Annotated in this window: 15 protein-coding genes and 1 pseudogene; 8 read left to right on the top strand and 8 right to left on the bottom strand. The window is 71.6% G+C overall.

The genetic code is table 11. From position 1 onward, the window contains the following. Positions 1-80: 80 nt before the first annotated feature. From ACT1U9_RS18645 to ACT1U9_RS18635, 3 genes and pseudogenes are all read right to left on the bottom strand, one after another. Positions 81-1,469, bottom strand: a pseudogene (locus ACT1U9_RS18645) (serine/threonine-protein kinase); the annotation flags it as partial. Beyond that, the gene (locus tag ACT1U9_RS18640; protein WP_444533854.1) at positions 1,469-1,885 is read right to left on the bottom strand and encodes a hypothetical protein; all 417 of its coding nucleotides are present in this window, start codon (positions 1,883-1,885) and stop codon (positions 1,469-1,471) included. The pseudogene ACT1U9_RS18645 and the gene ACT1U9_RS18640, both read right to left, overlap by 1 nt. Before the next feature lie 109 nt (positions 1,886-1,994). Beyond that, positions 1,995-4,067: an N-6 DNA methylase gene (locus ACT1U9_RS18635; RefSeq protein WP_444533853.1), complete on the bottom strand. Its 2,073-nt coding sequence runs from the start codon at positions 4,065-4,067 to the stop codon at positions 1,995-1,997. A 176-nt stretch (positions 4,068-4,243) separates the two neighbouring features. Between ACT1U9_RS18635 and ACT1U9_RS18630 the strand changes: the two genes are divergently transcribed. Further along, positions 4,244-4,936 (top strand): hypothetical protein, encoded by a 693-nt coding sequence (locus ACT1U9_RS18630; RefSeq protein ID WP_444533852.1) that lies wholly within the window; start codon positions 4,244-4,246, stop codon positions 4,934-4,936. A gap of 64 nt (positions 4,937-5,000) precedes the next feature. Here the strand turns inward: ACT1U9_RS18630 and ACT1U9_RS18625 are convergent, their stop codons facing one another. After that, complete coding sequence (locus tag ACT1U9_RS18625; RefSeq protein WP_444539170.1) at positions 5,001-5,693, bottom strand: HNH endonuclease family protein; 693 nt, start codon at positions 5,691-5,693, stop codon at positions 5,001-5,003. A gap of 146 nt (positions 5,694-5,839) precedes the next feature. Next, entirely contained in the window at positions 5,840-9,373 is a 3,534-nt protein-coding gene (mfd, locus tag ACT1U9_RS18620) for a transcription-repair coupling factor (RefSeq protein ID WP_444533851.1), read from the bottom strand. A gap of 251 nt (positions 9,374-9,624) precedes the next feature. Between mfd and ACT1U9_RS18615 the strand changes: the two genes are divergently transcribed. From ACT1U9_RS18615 to ACT1U9_RS18600, 4 genes are all read left to right on the top strand, one after another. Beyond that, entirely contained in the window at positions 9,625-10,785 is a 1,161-nt protein-coding gene (locus ACT1U9_RS18615) for an acyltransferase family protein (RefSeq protein ID WP_444533850.1), read from the top strand. Between the two features lie 120 nt (positions 10,786-10,905). Next, positions 10,906-11,400, top strand: coding sequence for a SigE family RNA polymerase sigma factor (locus ACT1U9_RS18610; protein ID WP_444533849.1), 495 nt, complete (start codon positions 10,906-10,908; stop codon positions 11,398-11,400). Next, on the top strand, positions 11,393-11,902 hold the full coding sequence (locus tag ACT1U9_RS18605) for a hypothetical protein (RefSeq protein ID WP_444533848.1): 510 nt from the start codon (positions 11,393-11,395) through the stop codon (positions 11,900-11,902). Before ACT1U9_RS18610 ends, ACT1U9_RS18605 begins: the two co-directional genes overlap by 8 nt. A gap of 66 nt (positions 11,903-11,968) precedes the next feature. Further along, the gene (locus tag ACT1U9_RS18600; RefSeq protein ID WP_444539169.1) at positions 11,969-13,348 is read left to right on the top strand and encodes a DUF2079 domain-containing protein; all 1,380 of its coding nucleotides are present in this window, start codon (positions 11,969-11,971) and stop codon (positions 13,346-13,348) included. Between the two features lie 81 nt (positions 13,349-13,429). Here the strand turns inward: ACT1U9_RS18600 and ACT1U9_RS18595 are convergent, their stop codons facing one another. Continuing rightward, positions 13,430-16,003 (bottom strand): ABC transporter permease, encoded by a 2,574-nt coding sequence (locus tag ACT1U9_RS18595; RefSeq protein WP_444533847.1) that lies wholly within the window; start codon positions 16,001-16,003, stop codon positions 13,430-13,432. Then, a complete protein-coding gene (locus tag ACT1U9_RS18590) occupies positions 16,000-16,788 on the bottom strand; it encodes an ABC transporter ATP-binding protein (RefSeq protein ID WP_444533846.1) in 789 nt (262 codons plus the stop codon). Before ACT1U9_RS18590 ends, ACT1U9_RS18595 begins: the two co-directional genes overlap by 4 nt. Before the next feature lie 452 nt (positions 16,789-17,240). On the opposite strand from ACT1U9_RS18590, the gene ACT1U9_RS18585 reads away from it, so the two are divergent. From ACT1U9_RS18585 to ACT1U9_RS18575, 3 genes are all read left to right on the top strand, one after another. Beyond that, complete coding sequence (locus tag ACT1U9_RS18585; RefSeq protein WP_444533845.1) at positions 17,241-18,818, top strand: MFS transporter; 1,578 nt, start codon at positions 17,241-17,243, stop codon at positions 18,816-18,818. Positions 18,819-19,096: 278 nt separating this feature from the next. After that, positions 19,097-19,429 carry a DUF485 domain-containing protein gene (locus ACT1U9_RS18580; protein ID WP_444533844.1) on the top strand — a complete coding sequence of 111 codons (333 nt, stop codon included), beginning with the start codon at positions 19,097-19,099 and terminating at the stop codon, positions 19,427-19,429. Then, positions 19,426-21,018 (top strand): sodium/solute symporter, encoded by a 1,593-nt coding sequence (locus ACT1U9_RS18575; protein WP_444533843.1) that lies wholly within the window; start codon positions 19,426-19,428, stop codon positions 21,016-21,018. The genes ACT1U9_RS18580 and ACT1U9_RS18575 overlap by 4 nt, the downstream gene beginning before the upstream one ends. Positions 21,019-21,087: 69 nt before the next feature. Here the strand turns inward: ACT1U9_RS18575 and ACT1U9_RS18570 are convergent, their stop codons facing one another. Then, positions 21,088-21,981, bottom strand: coding sequence for a cellulose-binding protein (locus tag ACT1U9_RS18570; protein ID WP_444533842.1), 894 nt, complete (start codon positions 21,979-21,981; stop codon positions 21,088-21,090). Positions 21,982-22,056: the final 75 nt, after the last annotated feature.

The following is a 22,056-nucleotide window of genomic DNA, read 5'->3' as shown; positions in this document are numbered from 1 at the left end:
CCGCCGGGAGTTCCGGGTGAAGGCCGGGCACCGGGGAGAAGACTACGTTCCGAAGGCGCAGGTCAGGAGCGGGTCGCAAGCCCCGAAACCCGGACCAACTGGTCGATCCGGTGGCGGATCTCGGCCGCCCTGGCCGGGTCGCCGGTGCCGTACGGGCTCTCGAAGTACGGCAGGACCGCGCGGTATTCGGCCAGCGCGGCGGCGGGGTCGCCGAGCTGTTCCAGGCAGAGCGCCGCGTCATGGCGGAACGCCAGGGCCTGTGTGTCGGCCGGGCCCGCCTCGGCGGCGCGCTCCTCGGCGAGGCGGCGCAGCGCGGGCAGCGCGCGGCCGTACTGGCCGTCGTCCATCAGCGTCGCCGCGTACTGCTTGCGCAGGATCCGCACCACCGGGGAGCCCTCGCCGTGCCGTTCGGCGGCGGCCGGGAGGATCGCGCCGAGGATGTCCACGGCCTGGGTGATCCGTCCCTCGCCGAGGAGCCGCTTGGCCTCGTCGACCGCGCCCGCGACATCGGGCTGGGCGGGACGGGGCGCGGGCGCCGGGGGCGGGACCGGGGTCGCCGCGCGGTCGGGCCAGGGGGCGTGCGGGCGCAGGAACGGGCGGGTCGGGTCGAGCGGGCGCCCGGACGGCGCCCCGCGCATCGGCAGCAGCGGGGCCAGCGCCTCGTACACCTCCTGCGCGGAGCCGGGCCGGTGCGCCGGGTCCTTGGCGAGCAGCCGCAGCACCAGCGCCTCCAGCGGCTCGGGCACCTCGGGCCGCACCTGGCGGACCGGCAGCGGCGGCTCGTACAGATGGCGGTGCAGCACACCGAGCGCCGTGGAACCCGCGAACGGCACGTTTCCGCTGAGCAGTTCATGGAGCAGCACACCGAGTGCGTACAGATCGGTGTACGGGCCCACCGCGCCGCCCATCGCCTGCTCGGGCGCCATGTACGCCGGGGAGCCGATGGGCGAGCCGGTGCGGGTGAGGCGGGTGGTGTCATGGTCGAGGACGGCGGCGACGCCGAGGTCGAGCACGGTGACTGTGCCGTCGGGCCGCACCATCACATTGCGGGGCTTGAGGTCCCGGTGCACGATCGGCACCGCGTGCACCGCCGAGAGCACCGCGCACAGTTGCGCCGCGACCGCCACCGCCCACGGCCAGGGGTACGGCTCGTGCTCGGCCAGATGGTCGGCGAGGTCGGCGCCCTCGACGTGCTGCATGACGAGATAGAGGTCGTCCCCGTCGCTGCCCGCGTCATGCACGGTGACCAGGCCCGGGTGGTCGACCTGCGCGGTCACCCGGCACTCGCGCACGAACCGGCGCCGCGTCTCGTCGGCGGCGCTCGCGCCCGCCACCACGTCGGGCCGGAGCAGCTTCACCGCGACCCGCCGGTCCAGACGCTGGTCGTACGCGGTCCACACCTGGCCCATCCCGCCCTGGCCGAGCAGCCCCGCCAGCTCGTACCGCCCGGCGATCACGCGCCCGGCGATCACCTGCCCTCCTCCTGGCGCAGCAGGCTGCTCAACTCGTCGAGCTCGGCCTGGACCTGGTGGATGCGCGGGGACGGCGGCATCGGGGGGTAGGACGGCGGCGGCTCCGGGACACGGCGCTGGTGGAAGTGGATGTCGGCGATCAGGTAGTAGACGACCACCGCGAGGCCCTGGAGCAGCAGGACCGCCATGCCCAGGTTGGAGACCCAGGTGTCCTTGAAGTGGGTGTGCAGCATCGACAGACAGCCGAGGTTGACCGTCAACTGGGCCCAGAACAGGGCCCAGTCGCGCCGGGTGCGCCGCACGATGGCGAGCCGCAGCATCGCCGTCCACGCCAGCAGCCCGAGGGTGAGCACCACCAGCACGGAGAAGACCACCCGAACGGTGATCACCTTCACGCTCGCGGGGCTCTGCATCTGTGCTCCTGACAGGGCGGTACGTACATGGCTGACCAGAGCGTAAAGGTGACGCCCGGTCAGGTCCACCCAGGTCAGAGGGCCTGGGGCGGAACTGATCGGTCCGGATCTACTCGGGCCGTACGACCCCGTCCGTGAGCCCGTCGTGCAGCCCCTGCACCAGTTGCTCGCCGAGCCTGCCGGCGAGCCGCAGCGCGTCCTCGAACGCGGCCAGGGCGCGGAACCGCTCGCCGTAGCCGCGCTGTTCGGCCAGCGGCAGGCGGGGCAGCTGGAGGCGGCGCACATCGAGCCGGGACGCGGTCGTCATATAGCTGCTGGCCTGCCGGTTGTTGGCGGTGGAGCGCAGGAACCCGACGAGGAACCAGGGGTCGAGGGCCGCCGGTTCGGGCCGCAGCAGCTGGAGCCCCCGGCCGAGCGCGGCCCCGGCGGTGGCCTCGTCGACGACGCGGGCGACGGCGCCGCCGCCGAGCACCGGGACGACGACGTCGCCGGGTGCGGTGAGGACCGGCTCCTCGGCGGGGCCGTCGGGCAGGGTGCCGGAGGGGGCGGTGCCGTTGAGGACGTCGTACTCGGTGAGGACCGGCACGCCGGACACGGAGGTGCCCGCGCCACCCGAGCGCAGCACCAGGGCGCCCGCGCGGGCGAGTTCACCGACCGTGGTCAGCGGAAGCCGGGCGCCCGGGTGCGGGGCTGCGGGTGCGGGCGGGGGCGTGAGCTCGGCGGTGCGCCGCAGCGTCGCGCCCAGCTCCTCGCGTACGGCGTCCAGCGCGTCGGCGCCGCCCGCCGCGGCCGGGGGCGGCAGATGGCGTGCGGGGGCCAAGTCGACGTCGTCGTCGAGGAGTTCGAGCACCGGGACCGACCGGCTCAGCCCGGGCTGCTCCCCGGCGGTGCCGTCCCGCTCAAACGGCGCCCAGGCGTCCAGGACCGCGCTCTGCACGGCCTGCCAGGGCAGCTTGTCGCGGCCCGCCTCGGCCGCGCCCGGCAGCCCGGCGGCGTCGACGAGCAGCAGCTCGGGCGCGGGCGGGCTGCCCGCACCGGGCCTGCGCAGCACCCAGAGGTGGAGCGGGATGCCGTACGGGGGTGCGGCTCCGGCGGGCAGCGCGATCACCGCACGCAGCGCGCCCCTGCGCAGCAGCCCGGCGCGGATACGGCGGCCCGAGCGGCGGGAGGCGGCGGCCGGGGGCATCAGGAGCACGGCGGTGCCGCCCTCGCGCAGCCGCGCCAACGCATGCTGCACCCAGGCGAGTTCGGACTCGGTGCGGGCGGGCAGTCCGTACTCCCAGCGCGGGTCGTACGCGAGCTCGTCGTGGCCCCAGTTGCGCTCGTTGAACGGCGGGTGGCACAGGACCGCGTCGACGGCGAGGCCGCTGAAGGCGTCGGCGCGCAGCGAGTCGGCTGCGGCGGTGCGCACTTCGGCGCGGCCGTGCAGGGCGAGCCGCAGCCCGGTGAGCGCGGCGAGATCGGGGTCGGCGTCCTGCCCATACACCGCGTCGGCGTGCTCGACCGCACGCAGCAACGTGCCGGTGCCGCACGCGGGGTCGAGCACGGAGCCCGCCGCCGAGCCGAGCGCGAGCGCGGCCATCAGCTCGGCGGGGCCGGGCGGGGTGAGGGTGTACTGGCGCGGGTTGGCGTCGAGATGGCGGCCGAGCAGGAACTCGAAGGTCTGCCGGGCCCCCAGCTCGGCGGCGAGCTCCCCGACCCCGCGCAGCAGCGGGACCGAGGGGGCGAGATCGGCGGCGCTCAGGGTGTTCACAGCATCCGGGGTCGTCATGGCACCCGAGGTGTTCACAGACAGGCCGTGAACCGCGACCTCCGTCAGGAGGTGCGCGAGGAGCTCCGTCATCTGCTGATCCGGGAGCGCGGTCAGCTGGAACCACTGCTCGGGCCGTTCCCGTACGACAAGAAGCGCGCAGCCCGCGTGGACCAGGCCCGCGACGGCGCCGGCGGGGTGACCGGAAAGCTGCTGCCAGACGCGTTCACGGAGCGGGACCTCGGCGAGTTTTCCCTGGTCGCGCAGCCACTGTTCGACCTCGCCGAGCGCGAAGGCCGGGCTGGTCTCGGTGCCGCCGACGGGCTTGGGGAAGTCGGCGTGGCGGCGCCGCCAGTTGCTGACCGCCGCCCGGCCCACCCCGGCGAGCCGGGCGATTCCGGCAGCGGTCACCTCTGCTGCGTTGTCCGGCACGGGCCCGACTCCCCTCGTCTGTTGTGGCGTCCAGCATAGCGAGCACCGAACAAGCGATCCATACACGGAAGTGAACACGCGGAACCTTGTGAATCATGTTGACTCGGTTCACAGTCTCTGTTGTGATTAACCCATCGGTTCGAACGGCCCATCGGGCCCGTCGGAAAGGCTCCGCCATGTCTCAGCAGAAGCAGCGCAACTGGTTCGCCCGCCACAAGGTCCTCACGGGCGTCGGCGCGGTCGTCGCGGTGATCGCGATAGGCGGCGCGGTCGGCTCCGGCGGCGGCTCGGACGACAAGTCCTCGACGAGCGCGACCACGCAGGACGCGGCCAAGAAGGCGGACACGCCCAAGAAGGCGGAGGCCAAGAAGCCGAAGGGCATCGGCGGCGACGGCAGCTACCAGGTCGGCTCGGACATCAAGCCCGGTACCTATGCGAGCAGCGGCAACAAGGACGGCTGCTACTGGGAGCGCGCCAAGGACGCCTCGGGCAGCACGGACGCGATCATCGCCAACGACAATGTGACGGGCACCAGTTACGTCACCGTCGCGGCGGGCGACAAGATCTTCAAGACGAGCGGATGCAAGGACTGGCAGCTCGTCGACCCCAAGGCCACGGGCACCCCGAAGACCACCCTCAAGGGCGCCGGGGGCATGTTCAAGGTGGGCGTCGACATCGCGCCCGGGACGTACAAGTCGACGGGGAACACGGACGACAAGTGCTACTGGGAGCGTGCCAAGGACGCGTCGCACGGCATGGACTCGATCGTCGCGAACGACAACGTGACGGGCACGGCGATCGTGACGATCGACGCCGGCGACGCGTACTTCAAGAGCAACGGCTGCCAGGACTGGGTGAAGACGGGCTGAGGCGGCAGCCCGGCCCGCGCGGGACCGGGCCCGTCACCCCCTCACGCACTCAGCCCGTCGGCCCTCACCCCGTGGGCACCTTCTGCTGCGGGCACTCGGTGAGCACCTTCTTCATCGCGGCCTTCTCCGCGTCCGTCACCCACAGCTGGTACTTGACCTTGACCGCCACCTGGTCGGCCACGTACGGGCAGCGGCCGCCGGCGAACGTGGGCAGCCAGGTCGCCGCGTCCCCGTCGCTCTTGCGCCGGTTGGCGCTCGCGTCGACGGCCAGCAGGTTCAGCGGGTCATTGGCGAAGGCCACCCGCTTCGTCTTGTCCCACTGCTGGGCGCCCTTCTGCCAGGCGTCCGAGAGCGCCACCACATGGTCGATGTCGACCTTGCTGGCGCCGCGCACGAACTTGATGCTCTGGCCGGTGTACAGGTCCTGGTTGAGTGTCCCGGACGCGACGTCGCACTTGTCCTTCAGCTTCACGTCCTTGAGGTCCCGCTTGAGTATGTCTTCGCGGGTGCCGCAGCCGTTGGAGTCGTTGGTCCAGCCCTTGCCGAACTGGTCACGGGAGTAGCCGGTCTTGGCAGCGCGTCCCTTGACGGGCAGCGAGTCGACGGCGGCGAGCGCCGTCCCCTTGGCGGCGGGCCCGGCGGGCGCGGGCGCACCGGACTTGTCCTTACCGGAGTCGGACTTGGAATCGGAGCAGCCGGTGAGAGCGAGTGCCGTCGCGAGCAGCGCGGCGGGCAGGGCAATTCGGTACGTACGCAACACAGCGGGCCGTCCTCACAGGAGTTGGCGGAACCCGGCAATCCTATGAAGTCCTACCCGGCGATCCGGCGGCCAGAGCGGCGCGAAGGCGTATTCCGATCGGGGCGGTGGCCGCCCGCGCACAGCACGGGCGGCCACCGCCCCGACTACGACCCCAGGATGGTGGTGAGGAACTCCCCGGTCCACGCGAGCAGTTCGCGGCCCACCACCGGCTTGCCGCCGATCCTGCCCGCCGTCGGGCGCGGCACCAGGATCTGGCGCGTGGGCGCCTTGATCACCGTGCGCGGGTACAGCCGCTTCAGGCGCAGCTCCTGGGACTCGCGCAGCTCCACCGGGGCGAAGCGGATGTTGGAACCCTGGAGCACGATCTCGCCGACCCCGCAGGCCCGCGCCAGCATCCGCAGCCCCGCGACGAGCAGCAGGTTCTCGACCGGCTCGGGCAGCTTGCCGTAGCGGTCGGTGAGCTCCTCGCGTACGGCCTTGATGTCCTCCTCGGAGTTGGCCGAGGCGATCGCGCGGTAGGCCTGGAGGCGCAGGCGCTCGCCCGGCGCGTAGTCGTGCGGGACGTGCGCGTCGACCGGGAGCTCGATCTTGACCTCCAGCGGCGCCTCCTCCTCGGCGCCGCCCTCCATCTGGGCCCGGTAGTCGGCGACGGCCTCGCCCACCATGCGTACGTACAGGTCGAAGCCGACGCCCGCGATGTGGCCGGACTGCTCGCCGCCCAGCAGGTTTCCGGCGCCGCGGATCTCCAGGTCCTTCATCGCCACGTACATGCCCGCGCCCATCTCGGTGTGCTGGGCGATGGTCGCCAGGCGCTCGTGGGCGGTCTCGGTGAGGGGCTTCTCCGGCGGGTAGAGGAAGTAGGCGTAGCCGCGCTCGCGGCCACGGCCCACACGGCCGCGCAGCTGGTGCAGCTGGGAGAGGCCGAAGTTGTCGCCGCGCTCGACGATCAGCGTGTTGGCGTTGGAGATGTCGATGCCGGACTCGACGATCGTGGTCGAGACGAGCACGTCGAACTTCTTCTCCCAGAAGTCGACGACGACCTGCTCCAGCTGGCTCTCGCCCATCTGGCCGTGGGCGGTGGCGATCCGCGCCTCGGGGACGATCTCGCGCAGCCGCGCGGCCGCCCGGTCGATGGACTCGACCCGGTTGTGGATGTAGAAGACCTGGCCCTCGCGCAGCAGCTCGCGGCGGATCGCGGCGCCGATCTGCTTCTCCTCGTACGGGCCCACGAAGGTGAGCACCGGGTGGCGCTCCTCCGGCGGGGTGGTGATCGTCGACATCTCGCGGATGCCGGTGACCGCCATCTCCAACGTACGGGGAATGGGCGTCGCGGACATGGTCAGCACGTCGACGTTGGCGCGGAGCTTCTTCAGCTGCTCCTTGTGCTCCACGCCGAAGCGCTGCTCCTCGTCGACGATGACCAGGCCGAGGTCCTTGAACTTGGTCTCGGAGGAGAAGAGGCGGTGGGTGCCGATGACGACGTCGACGGCGCCGTCCTTCAGCCCTTCCAGGGTCGCCTTCGCCTCGGTGTCCGTCTGGAAGCGGCTCAACGCCCGTACGTTGACCGGGAATTGCGAGTACCGCTCGGAGAACGTGCCGAAGTGCTGCTGGACCAGGAGCGTGGTGGGCACCAGGACCGCGACCTGCTTGCCGTCCTGGACGGCCTTGAAGGCGGCGCGGACCGCGATCTCGGTCTTGCCGTAGCCGACGTCGCCGCAGATCAGGCGGTCCATCGGGACCGTCTTCTCCATGTCCTCCTTGACCTCGGCGATGGTGGAGAGCTGGTCGGGCGTCTCCGCGTACGGGAACGCGTCCTCCAGCTCGCGCTGCCAGGGGGTGTCCGAGCCGAAGGCGTGGCCGGGCGCGGCCATGCGCGCCGAGTACAGCCTGATCAGGTCGGCGGCGATCTCCTTGACCGCCTTCTTGGCGCGCTGCTTGGTCTTGGTCCAGTCGGCGCCGCCGAGCCGGTGCAGCGTGGGGGCCTCGCCGCCGACGTACTTGGTGACCTGCTCCAGCTGGTCGGTGGGGATGTAGAGCCGGTCGCCGGGCTGGCCGCGCTTGGCGGGCGCGTACTCCACGAGCAGATACTCGCGGGTGGCGCCCTGCACGGTGCGCTGCACCATTTCGAGGTAGCGGCCCACGCCGTGCTGCTCGTGCACGATGTAGTCGCCGACTTCGAGGGTGAGCGGGTCGATGGTCTTGCGGCGCCGGGCCGGCATCCGGCCCAGGTCCTTGACGGCGGTACGCTGGCCGGTGAGGTCGGTCTCGGTGAGCACGGCGAGCTTGAGGGCCGCGTCCACGAACCCGTGGTCGATGGCGCCGCAGGCGACATGGACGACCGAGGGGCTGATTTCGGCCAGATCCGCGTCCAGTCGCGCGGCGATGCCCTCACCGCCCAGGACCTCGACGGTGCGGGACGCCGGGCCGTGGCCCTCCGTGACATACACCGCACGCCAGCCGTCGGCGAGCCACTGCTTGGTGTCGGCCAGCGCCCGCTGGGTGTCGCCCCGGTAGGTCTCGGGCGCGTGCATGCCGAGCTTGAGCGTCTCGTCGTCCAGGTCGGTGTCGTCGGCCGCGAACGGCGAGACCGACCACCACATCATGCCGAGCTCGCGGGCCCGGTCGCGGACGTCCGCGATGCCCCACAGCGAGGCCGCGCCGACGTCGATGGGCGCGTCCCCGCCCCCGGCCGTCGCCGCCCAGGAGGCCTGGAGGAACTCCTGGCTGGTCGCCACCAGGTCGGTGGCCCGGGTGCGCACCCGCTCGGGGTCGCAGACGACGGCCATCGCTCCCTTGGGCAGTACGTCGAGCAGCAGCTCCATGTCGTCGACGAGGACCGGCGCGAGGGACTCCATGCCCTCGACCGCGATCCCCTCGGCGATCTTGCCGAGCAGTTCGCCCAGCTCCGGGTGCGCCTCGGCGAGCGCGGCGGCTCTGGTCCGTACGTCGTCGGTGAGCAGCAGCTCACGGCAGGGCGGCGCCCACAGGCCGTGCTCGGCGACTTCGAGGGAGCGCTGGTCGGCGATCTTGAAGTACCGGATCTCCTCGACGTCGTCGCCCCAGAACTCGACGCGGAGCGGGTGCTCCTCGGTCGGCGGGAAGACGTCCAGGATGCCGCCGCGGACCGCGAACTCGCCGCGTTTCTCGACCAGTTCGACCCGCGAGTACGCGGCGGCCGCGAGCCCTTCCACGATCTCGTTCAGATCCGCCGACTGCCCGCTGCGCAGCGCCACAGGCTCCAGGTCGCCGAGCCCCTTGACCTGCGGCTGCAGTACGGAACGGATCGGCGCGACCACCACGCTCACCGGGCCCGCCGCCGGGTCGTCGTCCCGGGGGTGCGCCAGGCGCCGCAGCACGGCGAGCCGGCGGCCCACGGTGTCGCTGCGGGGCGAGAGGCGCTCGTGCGGCAGCGTCTCCCACGACGGGTACTCCGCGACCTCGTCCGGCGGCAGCAGCGAGCGCAGCGCCGCCGCCAGGTCCTCGGCCTCCCGGCCGGTAGCGGTCACGGCGAGCACCGGGCGCCCGCTCTCGCGGGCGAGGGCGGCCACCGCGAAGGGGCGCGCGGCGGGCGGGCCCACCAGGTCGACATGCATCCGGTGGCCGTCGGTGGCGGCCTTCACCGCTTCGGCGAGCGCCGGGTCTCGTACCACCGCGTCCAGCAGGCCGTGCAGGCTCATGAAGGGCATCCATCCCGGGGAGAGGGCAACGCGAACCACCCGACACGTCACACGGGCCGGGGGTCTCCAGCGTACGACGCACCACCGACAGTCGCCCGCGTACACCTCTCGACCAGCTCAGGTGGGCCGAATCACTCCGCTCGTGATAGTCCTGAGCAAAGGGTGAGCCTTTGCAAATCTTGTGGAACGCCATAGGCTCCGGCGGACGTGCCTTTCGCCCCGAGCCAGACGGCGGCGTCGCGGCGCAGGCCATGACATCAGTGCCCGAGGGGAACCCGCTCGACATGCCCGACCAGGCGCGGACAGCGCTCCTTCAGCCCGAGCCGGCGCTCCCGAGCACCGGCACCCAGCAACGCACCGGCCCCGCCGTCGAGGGGGCCCGGCCGAGCCGTATCTACGCGCTCGACGGACTGCGTCTCCTCGCCGCCCTCACCGTGGTGATGTTCCACTACATGGCGCTCAGCGGACGATGGCCGGAAACAGACTCCAGGGCCCGGTTCCCGGCCACTTACGCGGTCTCCGCCTACGGCTGGCTCGGCGTACAGCTCTTCTTCCTCATCAGTGGCTTCGTCATCTGTATGAGCACGTGGGGCAAACCACTGCAGTCGTTCTTCGTCTCGCGCGTGGTGCGGCTCTACCCGGCGTACTGGTTCGCGGTGATCGCGACCACGATCGTGGTGGCGGCGGTTCCGGGCGGGATGAGGCCGCTCTCGCTCTCCGACGTCGCCACGAATCTGACGATGTTCCAGGAGCCGCTCGGCGTCGAGCACGTGGACAGCGTCTACTGGACCCTCTTCGCCGAACTCCGGTTCTATTTGCTGTTCGCAGTGGTCGCCTGGCGCGGGCTCACCTACCGCCGCCTGCTCGTCTTCTGCTCCGTCTGGGCGGTGGCCAGCGCGCTCACCTACCAGTCCGACGACAGCACGCTCCGGATGATCGTGATGCCGGACAACAGCTGGTACTTCATCGCCGGTGTCGCGTTCTATCTGATGTACCGGTTCCGGCCGAACCTGATGCTCACCGGCATCGTGCTGTTCTGCGCCGCCGCCGCGCTGCCCGCCGCCCATGCCACGTGGCACCACTCGCAGCAGCGCCTGGCGCACCCCATGCCGTACTGGCCGGTGCCCCTGGTGATCGCCGCGTGCTTCGCGATCATGGGCCTGGTCGCGACGGGGAAGCTGAACCGGATCCAGTGGCGCTGGCTGCCGTACGCGGGCGCGCTGACCTATCCCCTCTATCTGCTCCACGAGTACATCGGCTGGGAGATCATCGGCTCGCTCTCCCCGTATGTGCGGCCGATCCCGCTGGTCAGCGGCCTGATCGTGTTCATGCTGCTGATGGCCTGGCTGGTCCACCGGTTCGTGGAGCGCCCGCTCGCCAAGCGGCTCAAGCGGGGGCTCCAGCAGCTCTGACGCCCCTCTGAAGAACTTCCGAAAAAAATGACGGCGGCCTGTCAACCGGACGGCCGCCGTCAGGCGTACATCCCGTGAGACCTGTCCGCCGACAGGTCTGTCCAGCCGACGGGAGCCGCTTTGACCGACGACGAGTTCGAGGAGTTCTACGCTCACTCGGTCACCCGGCTTGTCGGGCAGCTCTACCTCATGACCGGCGACCTCCACGAGGCCCAGGACGTCGTCCAGGAGGCGTTCGTACGGGCCTGGGGGCGCCGCGCGAAGCTGCTGCGCGAGGCCGGGCCCGAGGCGTGGATCCGCACCGTCGCCTGGCGGCTCGCGGTGAGCCGCTGGCGGCGCGGCCGCCGCGCCGGTGAGGCCTGGCTGCTGCACAGCGGCGGCCGCCCCGAGGCCGAGCGCGGCCCCGACCCCTCCTCGGTCGCCCTCGTCGACGCGCTGCGGCTGCTCTCCGAGCGCCAGCGGCGCGTCGCCGTCCTGCACTACGTCTGCGATCTCACCGTCGAGCAGGTGGCCGCCGAGACCGGCCTGTCCACCGGCACCGTGAAGACGCATCTCTCCCGTGCGCGCGCCGCGCTGCGGCCCCACCTCACCTCCGAGGAGGAGCAAGGTGTCTGAGAACAGGCCGGTCCCGCCCGGCGACGGCCCCGAGCGCGATCCGGCGCTGGCCCGGGCCCTGAAGCGGGCCGCCGACGACGGCGGGCGGCGCGCGGTGCCGCAGCCGCCCGCCAAGGTCGCCGAGCGCGGGCTGCGCCGGCGCCGCCGCAATCTGGCCGCGACCGCCGCGTGTGTCGTGTGCGTGGTCGCCGGTACGGGTGCGTTGGCGGCGGTACGGCTCCAGAGCGGGCCGGACACGACGGTTCCGGCCAATCCGTCGACCCCGACCCGGCAGGTCACTGAGTCGCCCGCGCCGCCGTCGGAGTCACCGTCGTGGTCCGAGTCGAACCGGCCGGGGTCCCGGCGCCCGGACCTGTCCGCCACCCCTCCCGCCACGACCGGCCACGCCACCCCGTCCGCGTCGAACCCGCCGCCGATGACACCGAGCGGCTCGCCCGGCCGGACCTCGACGGGCACCACGACCGCCACCCCCACCCCGAAGAACTCGCCCCGCATCCGCTGACCCAAGGACCTCACCGTGCACGGAGCTCTCCTCACGCTGCCCGAAAACAGGGTTCAGCACGCCGATATATCCGACGAAGCAGGATCAAAAGGGCGCCGCCGTATACCCGGTGCCCGTGACCCGTACCTCCTCGCCGCCGCGCTGTTCGCCGCGTACGCGACCGTCTCCGTGCTCCGGTTCCGGCGGATGGAGACGCTCTCCTGGGACCTCGGGATCTTCGAGCAGGCCATACGCGGCTATGCCCATCTGCGGGCGCCCGTCGCCGACTTGAAGGGGCCGGGCGCGAACATCCTCGGTGACCACTTCAGCCCGGTCACCGCGCTGCTCGCCCCCGCCTACCGGCTCTTCCCCACCCCCGTCACGCTGCTGATCGCCCAGTCCGCGCTCTTCGCGCTGTCGGCGGTGCCGGTGACCCGGGCCGCCGCGCGGCTGCTCGGGCGGGGCGCCGGGCTCGCGCTCGGCGTCGCCTACGGACTGTCGTGGGGCCTTCAGCGCGCCGCCGATTTCGACTTCCACGAGATCTGCTTCGCGGTGCCGCTGATCGCCTTCTCGCTCGAAGCGGTCCTCGCCCGGCGCTGGCGGGCCGCGCTCTGCTGGGCGCTGCCGCTCGTCCTGGTCAAGGAGGACCTGGGTCTTACGGTGGCGGCCCTCGCGGCCGTGGTCGCGCTGCGCGCCCGGCGGACCTCGCGGCGCACCGCCGCGTACGCGGCCGGGGTCGCCGCCTTCGGGATCGCCGCCGTCGCGGTGACCCTCACGGTGGTGATACCGGCCTTCAACTCGACCGGCGCGTACGACTATTGGAGCAAGACCAGCGGCGCCGGGCCGTTCACCGCCTCCGGCACCAAGCTGCGCACCCTGCTGTGGCTGCTGCTGCCCACCGGGCTGCTCGCGCTGCGCTCACCGCTGATGCTCGCCGCCGTGCCGACGATCGGCTGGCGTTTCCTCTCCTCCGACGACCACTACTGGTCGACCGACTGGCACTACAGCGCGGTCCTGATGCCGATCCTGGCGCTGGCGCTGGCCGACGCCGTGGACAGCGGCCGCCGCAGCCCGCGCCCATGGCTGCGCACCTACGCCCGGCAGCTGCCCGCCGCCGCGGCCGCCGCCGCCCTCGCGCTGACCACCGCGCTGCCGCTGGCCGCCCTCACCGAGTCGGCCACGTACACCAAGAGCACCGAAGTGAGCGCGCGCGAGCGGATGTTGGACCGGATCCCGGACGGCGCCACCGTCGAGGCGAACGTCGGGCCGATCTCCCGGCTCACCTCCCGCTGCCGGGTCCTGTGGGTCGGCGACGCCCGGCGGGTGATCCCGGAGTACATCGCGCTCGACAACACCTCGGGCTGGGCGGGCGACCCGCTGGAGTACGCGCGTCAGCTGCACCCGTCCGCCCGGTACGCGATGACGGGTGTCGCGTACGGATACGTACTCCTCGAACGCCAGACGTGACCCGGCCCCGGACATGAAGCGGCCCCGGGGAGTTCGCGGTGAACTCCCCGGGGCGCGCCCCGCCGACCCCCGTACGGCGGCTCAGTCGCTCGCGATCGCTCCGAGCACATTCATGCGGCCCGCCCGGAAGGCCGGGACCAGGGCGGCGAACAGGCCCACGAACGCCGAGGCGATGAAGACCGTGATGATCGTCGGCCACGGGATGTCGAGGACACCCATGCCCTCCAGGGCCAGCAGCTTCTGCGCGGTCGTTCCCCAGCCCATGCCGAGGCCGAGGCCGAGCAGCGCGCCGAAGAGCGCGATCACCACCGACTCCAGGCGGATCATCCGGCGCAGCTGGCGGCGCGAGAGGCCGATGGCGCGCATCAGGCCGATCTCCCGGGTCCGCTCGACCACCGACAGGGCCAGGGTGTTCACCACACCGAGGACGGCGACGATGATCGCGAGGGCCAGCAGGCCGTAGACGATGTTCAGGAGCTGGCCGATCTGGTCCTTCAGGTCCTTCTTGAAGTCCGTCTGGTCCTGCACCTTGTACTGCGGGTAGGGCTTGAGGGCGTCCTTCAGGGAGGCGTACGCCTCCTTGGCCTTGCCGTCCTGCGCCTTGGCGAACATGATCATGTTCTTCGGCACCCGGTCGGCGGGCAGATAGCGCTCGGCGGTCGTGACGTTGGTGTACATCGCGCCCTTGTCGACATTGGTGTCGTCCGAGGTGATCGCCGCGACCTTCAGCTTCGCCGTCCTGCCGCCCTTGAAGGCGACGGTGAGCGAGTCGCCCACCTTCACGTTGTGGTCCTTGGCGAACTTGTCGCCGACCGACATGGCGTCCTTGCCGTACGCGTCGGCCAGCGTGCCGGAGACGATCACGCGCCGCAGGTCCTGGGCGTACGTCGGGCTCGCGGCGGACAGCGTCTCATCGCCGGTCCTGCCGTCGGGCGAGGTGATCTTCGTGTCCACGGCCTTGTAGTCGGTGACATGGGCGATGCCCGGGGTGCGGCGCAGCGCGTCGGCCGCCTGCGGCACGATCGGCTGGCCGTTGCCCGCCTGGACGATGAAGTCCGCGCCGACCGACTTGTCGAGCTCGTCCGTGGCCGAGGCGACCATCGAGGAGCCGACCACCGACAGGCACGCCACCAGGGCGAGACCGATCATCAGGGCGGCGCCGGTCGCTCCCGTACGCCGCGGGTTGCGCAGCGCGTTGCGCTCGGCCATCCGGCCGACCGGGCCGAACATCCGCAGCACCAGCGCGCTGATCACCCGCACCACACCGCCGGCGAGCAGCGGGCCGATGACGACGAAGCCGATGAGGGTCAGGACCACGCCGAGGCCGAGGACGCCCGCACCGGAGCTGGCCTTGTCGGCGTGCGCCGCCGCGTAGAGCGAGGCAGCACCTGCGCCGGTCAGGACCAGGCCGATGATGGCCCGGACCATGCCCGCCTTGCCGTCCGCCGGCGTACCGGCGTCGCGCAGCGCGGCCATCGGGGAGATCTTGCCCGCCCGGCGGGCCGGGAGGTAGGCGGCGAGGACGGTGACGACGATGCCGAGCAGCATGCCGATCGCCGGGGTCGTCCACTTGATGGTGAGGTCCGCGGTGGACAGCTCCAGGCCCATCGAGCCCATCAGCTTCATCAGGCCGACGGCCAGGCCGACGCCCGCGCCCACACCGAGCACCGAGCCGAAGAAGCCGAGCAGCAGCGCCTCGACCAGCACCGAGCGGTTGACCTGCTTGCGGCTGGAGCCGATGGCCCGCATCAGACCGATCTCGCGGGTGCGCTGGGCGACCAGCATCGAGAAGGTGTTGATGATCAGGAAGATGCCGACGAGGAAGGCGATTCCGGCGAAGCCGAGCATCGCGTACTTCATGACGTCGAGGAAGGAGCCGACCGAGTCGCGGCCGGAGTCCTTGGCCTCGGCGGCCGTCTCCAGCTTGTACGTCCCGGCGCCGAGCTTGGCGGTGACGTTCTGCTTCAGCTGCTCGTCACTGACGCCGGGGGCGGCGGTGAGCGAGATGTTGGTGAACAGGCCGGTGCGGCCGAGCAGTTCACGCTGGGCGGTGGGCGTGTCCAGGTAGACGATCGCCGCGCCCGGGTTGGTGACCTTGAAGGAGGCGATGCCGGTGATCTTCGCGGTGAAGTCGCCGGTCACCGCGATGGTGCGCAGCTCGTCGCCGATCTTCAGGTGGTGCTTGTCGGCGGTGTCCGCGTCGACCATCACCTCGGTCGGCCCGCGCGGGGCGTGGCCGGAGGTGATCTCCATGGCCTTGAGGTCGTTCTGCGTCCAGTTGCCCGCGATGGTGGGGCCTCCGTTGGAGGAACCCATGTTCTCGTTCTTGGAGTTGACGACCGTCACGCTCATGCTGGAGACGCCGCCCTCGGCGGACTTCACCCCGGCCGCGCCGCGCGCCTGCTCCAGGGCCGAGGCCGGCAGCGTCTCGGGCTTGCCGGTCTGCGGCCGGTCGTCGTCCTTCGCGTTCTTCGGCTTGACGGTGACGTCGGCCGAGGTGGCGGCGAAGAGCTTGTCGAAGGTGGTGTTCATGGTGTCGGTGAAGACGAGCGTGCCGCACACGAACGCCACCGAGAGCAGGACCGCGACGGCCGAGAGGGCCATCCGTCCCTTGTGCGCGAAGAAGTTGCGCATCGAGGTCTTGAGCACGGTCACGACGTCCGCCCCCGCGCGTCGAAGTCCTTCATGCGGTCGAGCACGGCGTCGGCGGTCGGGCGGAACATCTCGTCGACGATCCGGCCGTCCGCGAGGTAGAGCACGCGGTCCGCGTATGAGGCGGCGACCGGGTCGTGGGTGACCATCACGATGGTCTGGCCCAGCTCGTCGACCGAGCGGCGCAGGAAGCCCAGTACCTCGGCGCCCGCACGGGAGTCCAGGTTTCCGGTCGGCTCGTCGCCGAAGATGATCTCGGGGCGGGCCGCGAGGGCGCGGGCCACCGCGACACGCTGCTGCTGGCCGCCGGAGAGCTGGGTCGGGCGGTGCTTGAGGCGGCCGGCCAGGCCGACGGTCTCGACCACGCGGTCCAGCCACTCCCGGTCGGGCTTGCGGCCCGCGATGTCCATCGGGAGCGTGATGTTCTCCAGCGCGTTGAGCGTCGGGAGCAGGTTGAACGCCTGGAATATGAAGCCGATCCGGTCCCGGCGCAGCTTGGTGAGCTTCTTGTCCTTGAGGCCGGTGATCTCGGTCTCGTCCAGGTAGATCTGCCCGCCGGTGACGGTGTCGAGCCCGGCCAGGCAGTGCATCAGCGTGGACTTGCCGGAGCCGGACGGGCCCATGATCGCGGTGAACTGCCCGCGGGCGATGTCCACATCGACGTGGTCGAGCGCGACGACCTTGGTCTCCCCCGACCCGTACGCCTTGACGACCTGGCGCGCCCGAGCCGCGACAGCGGTCCGCCCCTCAGTACCCCCGTGCCTGGGAATGGTCACAGCCGTTGTCACGGTTCTTCTCCTCGGTGCGAGTCAGTTCGGTACGCGTCGTACGTACGCCCTGATCGCGTTCGTACGGCTTGATCGCGTCGTACGTCGTCGTGGCGTACGTCGTTTCGTCTACGTCTTGAGTCTGTCGAGCGCGGGAGTCCGGCGCCCTGGTGCCCGGCGGTGTCTTCCACCGGGGGTTTTCCCTACCCCGTCCACCGCGCCCCCCGTGGCCGCGGTGTAGGACCACGTTAAAGAACCGCGCCCCCGCTTCTCGTCCTCCGCCAGGACGAACGGCACCCGACCCCAAGTAGGGAGTGACCCCTAGGGGCTCTCCACCCAAGGGCGGAGATCAGTAAGGGTCTTCTCCACCCTCTTCCGGAGACCCCTCCACCCGCCCCGGTCTCTGTCGCCGCTCAGGGCCCGGATGAGAAGGTGGACCCGGCCCAATACGTGCACCATGAAGGGATCTTGGGGTGACCACTCGGGGCGGGAGATCCGGCGGGTCCGGCGGGAGTACGCACGCGATACCCGGCGCGACGGCCTCCGCCGTCCCCGCCAAGGGGCGCGGCCCGGTCGTCGCGGCCCTGATGCTGGGCATGGCGCTCGCCGCGCTCGACGGGACCATCGTGTCGACCGCCGTCCCGCAGATCGTCGGCGACCTCGGCGGCTTCTCCGTCTTCTCCTGGCTCTTCTCCGGCTATCTGCTCGCCGTCACGGTCACCCTGCCGGTGTACGGCAAGCTCTCCGACACCTTCGGCCGCAAGCCCGTGCTGATCGCGGGCATCATCCTGTTCCTCACCGGATCGGTGCTCTGCTCGGTCGCCTGGAACATGGCCGCGCTGATCGCCTTCCGGGTCTTCCAGGGCCTGGGCGGCGGCGCCCTCCAGGGCACGGTCCAGACGGTCGCGGCCGATCTGTACCCGCTCAAGGAACGCCCCAAGATCCAGGCGAAGTTGTCGACGGTCTGGGCGGTGTCGGCGGTGGCCGGACCGGCTATCGGCGGCGCCCTCGCCTCGTACGCGGACTGGCGCTGGATCTTCCTGATCAACCTGCCGGTGGGGGTGGTGGCGCTGTGGCTGATCGTCCGTCACCTCGTCGAGCCCGTAAGGGACAAGCCCGCCGAGCGGCCCCGGATCGACTGGGCGGGCGCGCTGTGCGTGTTCGCGACGGGCGCGCTGCTGCTGACGGCACTGGTCCAGGGCGGGGTGGCCTGGTCGTGGCTGTCGGCGCCTTCACTCGGTCTGTTCGCCGCGAGCGCCGCTCTTGGTGTGGTCACGGTGGTCGTCGAGCGGCGGGCCGCCGAGCCCGTCATTCCCGGGTGGGTGTGGCGGCGGCGCAGTATCGCGGCGGTCAATCTGGCGCTGGGGGCGCTGGGGCTGCTGATGGTGGCGCCGACCGTCTTCCTGCCGACGTACGCGCAGTCGGTGCTCGGCCTCAGCCCCATCGCGGCGGGCTTCGTCCTCTCGGTGATGACGCTCAGCTGGCCGGTGTCGGCCGCGCTCTCCAATCGCGTGTACACGCGGATCGGGTTCCGTGACTCGGCCGTCATCGGCATCGCGCTGGCGGCGCTGATCCTGGCGGCGTTCCCACTGCTGCCGTTCCCGGGGCATGCGTGGCAGCCCGCGCTGATCATGCTGGCCCTTGGTGGGGCGCTGGGGCTGTTCCAACTCCCGCTGATCATCGCGGTGCAGTCGTCTGTGGGTTGGTCGGAGCGGGGCACCGCAACGGCGTCCGTGCTGTTCTGCCGACAGGTGGGGCAGTCGGTCGGCGCCGCGCTGTTCGGGGCGGTGGCGAACGCGACGATCACCGGGCGTCTGGCCTCCGCGCCCGTGGCCGGGCTGCCCACCGACCTCGACTCGGCCTCGCGGGCGCTGGCGCATCCCTCTGGGCTGAGCGAGTCGGCCGTCGACTATCTGCGGCGGTCTGTCGCGACGGCGGTGGATCACGTGTACGTGGGTGCGGCGCTGGCCGCCGTAGTGGCGCTGCTGATTTTGCTGCTGCTGGCGCCTCGGCGGTTCCCGGTGCTCGCGGAGCACGAGGCGGAGTTGTAGGCGGCGCTTTCGACTGCGGGCCGGTGGGGGCTTGTCGCGCAGTTCCCCGCGCCCCTATAGGGCCCCAGCACCGAGACGCGCGGGCCCCAACCCCCTTAGGGGCGCGGGGAACTGCGCGAGCAACCCGCCACGGTCCGCAGGCGAACCTCGAACCTTACCCAGGGTAACCACAAGTCCTTGCCGAAAACTTCACGCCGAGGGCTCCCCATCACTCCATACCGACCGGTAAGTTCGCCGCCATTCCCCAGCGCTCGCCGCCCCCCTGCAAGGAGCAGCCGATGTCGCATCACCGGTCGTCCCCCGACATCCGCCAACTGCGCACCGCCTACCGTCTGTTGCGGCGCGTCTCCACGTTCACCGCCCTCGGGTACTTCGTGCTCTTCCTCGTCCTCTCCGCGTACGAGCCCGGGCTGCTCGGGCATCAGGTCAGTGGTGGGCTCACCGCCGGGCTGCTGCTCGGGCTCTGCCAGTTGCCGGTGATGATCGCCGCGATAGCCGTGTACGAGTGGACCGCGCAGCGGACCGTCGATCCGCTCGCCGCCGCGATCCGGCACCAGGCCGAGCGGCCCGTGCCGAACGCCCGGCGGTACACGGACGGAGCCGCCCGATGATCGGATCCGACTCCCAGGCCATGTCGCTGATCGCGTTCATCACGGTGATCAGCGTGACGCTGCTGCTCTGTGTGATGACCGCGCCCGACCGCGACGACCTCACCGAGTACTACACCGGCGCCCGCTCGCTCTCCCCACTCCGTAACGGACTCGCCATCGCCGGGGACTACATCTCGGCGGCCACCGTGCTCAGTACGGTCGGGGTCATCGCGCTCACCGGGTACGACGGGATCGTGCTCACCCTGAGCACCGCGCTCTCGCTGGTGCTGCTGATGTTCCTGCTGGCCGAACCGCTGCGCAACGCGGGGCAGTTCACCATGGGCGACGTGCTCACCCGGCGCACCCCCGGCCCCGCCGTGCGGATCACCGCGTGCCTGGTCACGCTCGCCGCGCTGCTGCCGCTGATGGTGGTGCAACTGGCGGGCGCGGGCGACCTCATCGCGTTCGTGCTCGGCTTCGACGCGTCCGCGTTCAAGACCGGCATCATCGTGATGCTCGGGCTGCTGATGATCGGGTACGCGGCGATCGGCGGCATGAAGGGGACCGCCTTCATCCAGGCCGTCAAGACTGTGGTCCTGGCCGCCGCCTCGCTCGCCGTCGCCGGTCTGATCCTGCACCGGTACGGCTGGAGCCCCGGGCGGCTGCTCGGCCAGGCCGCGCGGGGCAGCGGCGCGGGGCCTGCGTACCTCTCCTCCGGGCTCCAATTCGGCGGCGACAAGCTGGACATGATCAGCTCCGAGCTGACGGTGGTGCTCGGCGGGGGCTGTCTGCCGCACATCACCATGCGCATGTACAGCGCGCCCAACGCCCGCGCGGTGCGGCGCTCGCTGTCCTGGGCGGTGTCGGCGGTCGCGGTGATCTGCCTGGCGCTGATCGTCATCGGCGTCGGCGCGGCGGCCGTGGTGGGGCGCCACGCCATCACGGCGGCGGATCCGCAGGGCAAGACGTCCATGCTGCTCACCAGCCAGGCGCTGATCGGGCCGCACGCCTCGACGGCGGGGGCCGTGCTGTTCACCGCCGTGGCCACGGCGATCTTCCTGACCCTGCTCGCCTCGATCTCCGGGATGACCCTGGCGTGCGCCAACACGCTCGCCCACGACCTGATCGCGCACGGGCTGCGCGGGCGGTCGGGGGTGCGGGGGACGACCGAGACGAACACGGCCCGGCTCGCCGCGCTCGCCGTCGGCATCCCGGCGCTCCTGCTCGCGGCGACGACGCAGCACCACAACCTCCAGCCGCTGGTCACCGTCTCGTTCTGCCTCGGCGCGTCCGCGCTCGCCCCGGCGCTGGTGCTCACGCTGTTCTGGCGGCGCTATACGCGGGCGGGGCTGCTGTGGACGCTGATCGGCGGGACGGTGTTCACGCTGGTGGTGATGTCCGGGACGAAGCTGGTGTCCGGGTCGCCCCAGTCCGTCTTCCCCACCCATGACTTCAACTGGTTCCCGTTCACCACGACGGGCATCGTGTCCATCCCGTTCGGCTTCGTGGCGGGGTGGCTGGGGACGGTCCTGAGCCGGCGCGATGTGTATGCGCAGCGGCAGCGGTACGAGGCGGTGGAGGGGTGGATCCTGGCGGGAGCCCGCCGATGATCCACCCTGGGCTGTAAGGCGGTTCGTCTGCGGACCGTGCTGGGCTTGTCGCGCAGTTCCCCGCGCCCCTTAAGGCGTCCGGGGCGTCAGGCCCGCCAGGCTGTTGCGTACGTGGGCCATGTGCTCGACCGTTTCCTCTCGGGTCTCCGCGTGCTCGCGGAGGATGCGGTCCGTCTCTCGGGCAATGCGTTCGGCCCGTACCCCCGCTGCCGCGATCAGTTCCGCGCCGCGCGCCTCCGCGTCCTCCTGGCCGTGGCGGGCATGCTCCTCGGACTGGGTCAGGACCCGCTCGGCCTCGGCCAGTTCCGCCTCGGCCAGGGCGAGGAGTTCGGCGTGGCGGGTGTCCAACTCGGCCTCTCGCGCGGCCACTTCGCGGGCCAGGGCCTCGATGCGCTCGGCGTGGTCCCTCGCCTGGTCCGCCAGGGTGCTGGCGGCTCGGTCGCGGACCTCGCGTAGCGCGTCCGTCGCCTCGGCGCGGCGCTCGGTCGCCTCGGCGCGGGCCTCGCTGGTGTGGTCGTCGGCGGTGGTGCGGGCGGCCAGGAGCGTCTGCTGGGCGCGGGCCTCGGCCTCGGCGAGGACCGCCTCCGCGTACGTACGGGCTTCGTCGCGCGCCAGGCGGCCGGTCGCGTCCGCCGTGTCACGCAAGGACGCCGCCTCCTCGTGAGCCGTCGCGCGTACCGCGTCGGACTCTTCGACCGCGAGCGCGTACAGCGTGCGGGCGCGGCGGCCCAGCGCCTCGTACGACTGCGGCGCGAGGGCGGCGACGCGGTCGCGCAGGGCGGTCGCCTCGGCCTCCATCCGCTTGGCGAGGACGGTGAGCCGGGCAGTCCGCTCCCACGCGGCGTCGCGTTCGGCGCCGACGGCGGCGAGGCGGCGCTCGACCTGGTCGGGCCGGTAGCCGCGGCCGCCGCGCGCGACGGCGAAGCCCTGCGGTGACTGCGGTGACCCAGGCGCTGCACTCATCCTTGCCGTCCCTCTCCGAGCTCTGCGGCCTCTCCGGCGCACATCCTGCTGGATCGAAGCGAAGTGGTCATAACG

Origin of the sequence: Streptomyces sp. BR1, assembly GCF_052373795.1 — a bacterium.
GTDB lineage: Bacteria > Actinomycetota > Actinomycetes > Streptomycetales > Streptomycetaceae > Streptomyces.
Note: the sequence above shows the minus strand (reverse complement) of the source record. Positions and strands in the feature narration are given on the sequence as shown.

What these genes read in the sequence shown, in the direction of transcription:
- ACT1U9_RS18630 (WP_444533852.1), top strand. Translation starts at nt 4,244, where the DNA reads ATGTCTCAGCAGAAGCAGCGCAACTGGTTCGCCCGCCACAAGGTCCTC.
- ACT1U9_RS18570 (WP_444533842.1), bottom strand. Translation starts at nt 21,981, where the DNA reads ATGAGTGCAGCGCCTGGGTCACCGCAGTCACCGCAGGGCTTCGCCGTC.
- ACT1U9_RS18580 (WP_444533844.1), top strand. Translation starts at nt 19,097, where the DNA reads ATGTCGCATCACCGGTCGTCCCCCGACATCCGCCAACTGCGCACCGCC.
- mfd (WP_444533851.1), bottom strand. Translation starts at nt 9,373, where the DNA reads ATGAGCCTGCACGGCCTGCTGGACGCGGTGGTACGAGACCCGGCGCTC.
- ACT1U9_RS18640 (WP_444533854.1), bottom strand. Translation starts at nt 1,885, where the DNA reads ATGCAGAGCCCCGCGAGCGTGAAGGTGATCACCGTTCGGGTGGTCTTC.
- ACT1U9_RS18575 (WP_444533843.1), top strand. Translation starts at nt 19,426, where the DNA reads ATGATCGGATCCGACTCCCAGGCCATGTCGCTGATCGCGTTCATCACG.
- ACT1U9_RS18615 (WP_444533850.1), top strand. Translation starts at nt 9,625, where the DNA reads ATGACATCAGTGCCCGAGGGGAACCCGCTCGACATGCCCGACCAGGCG.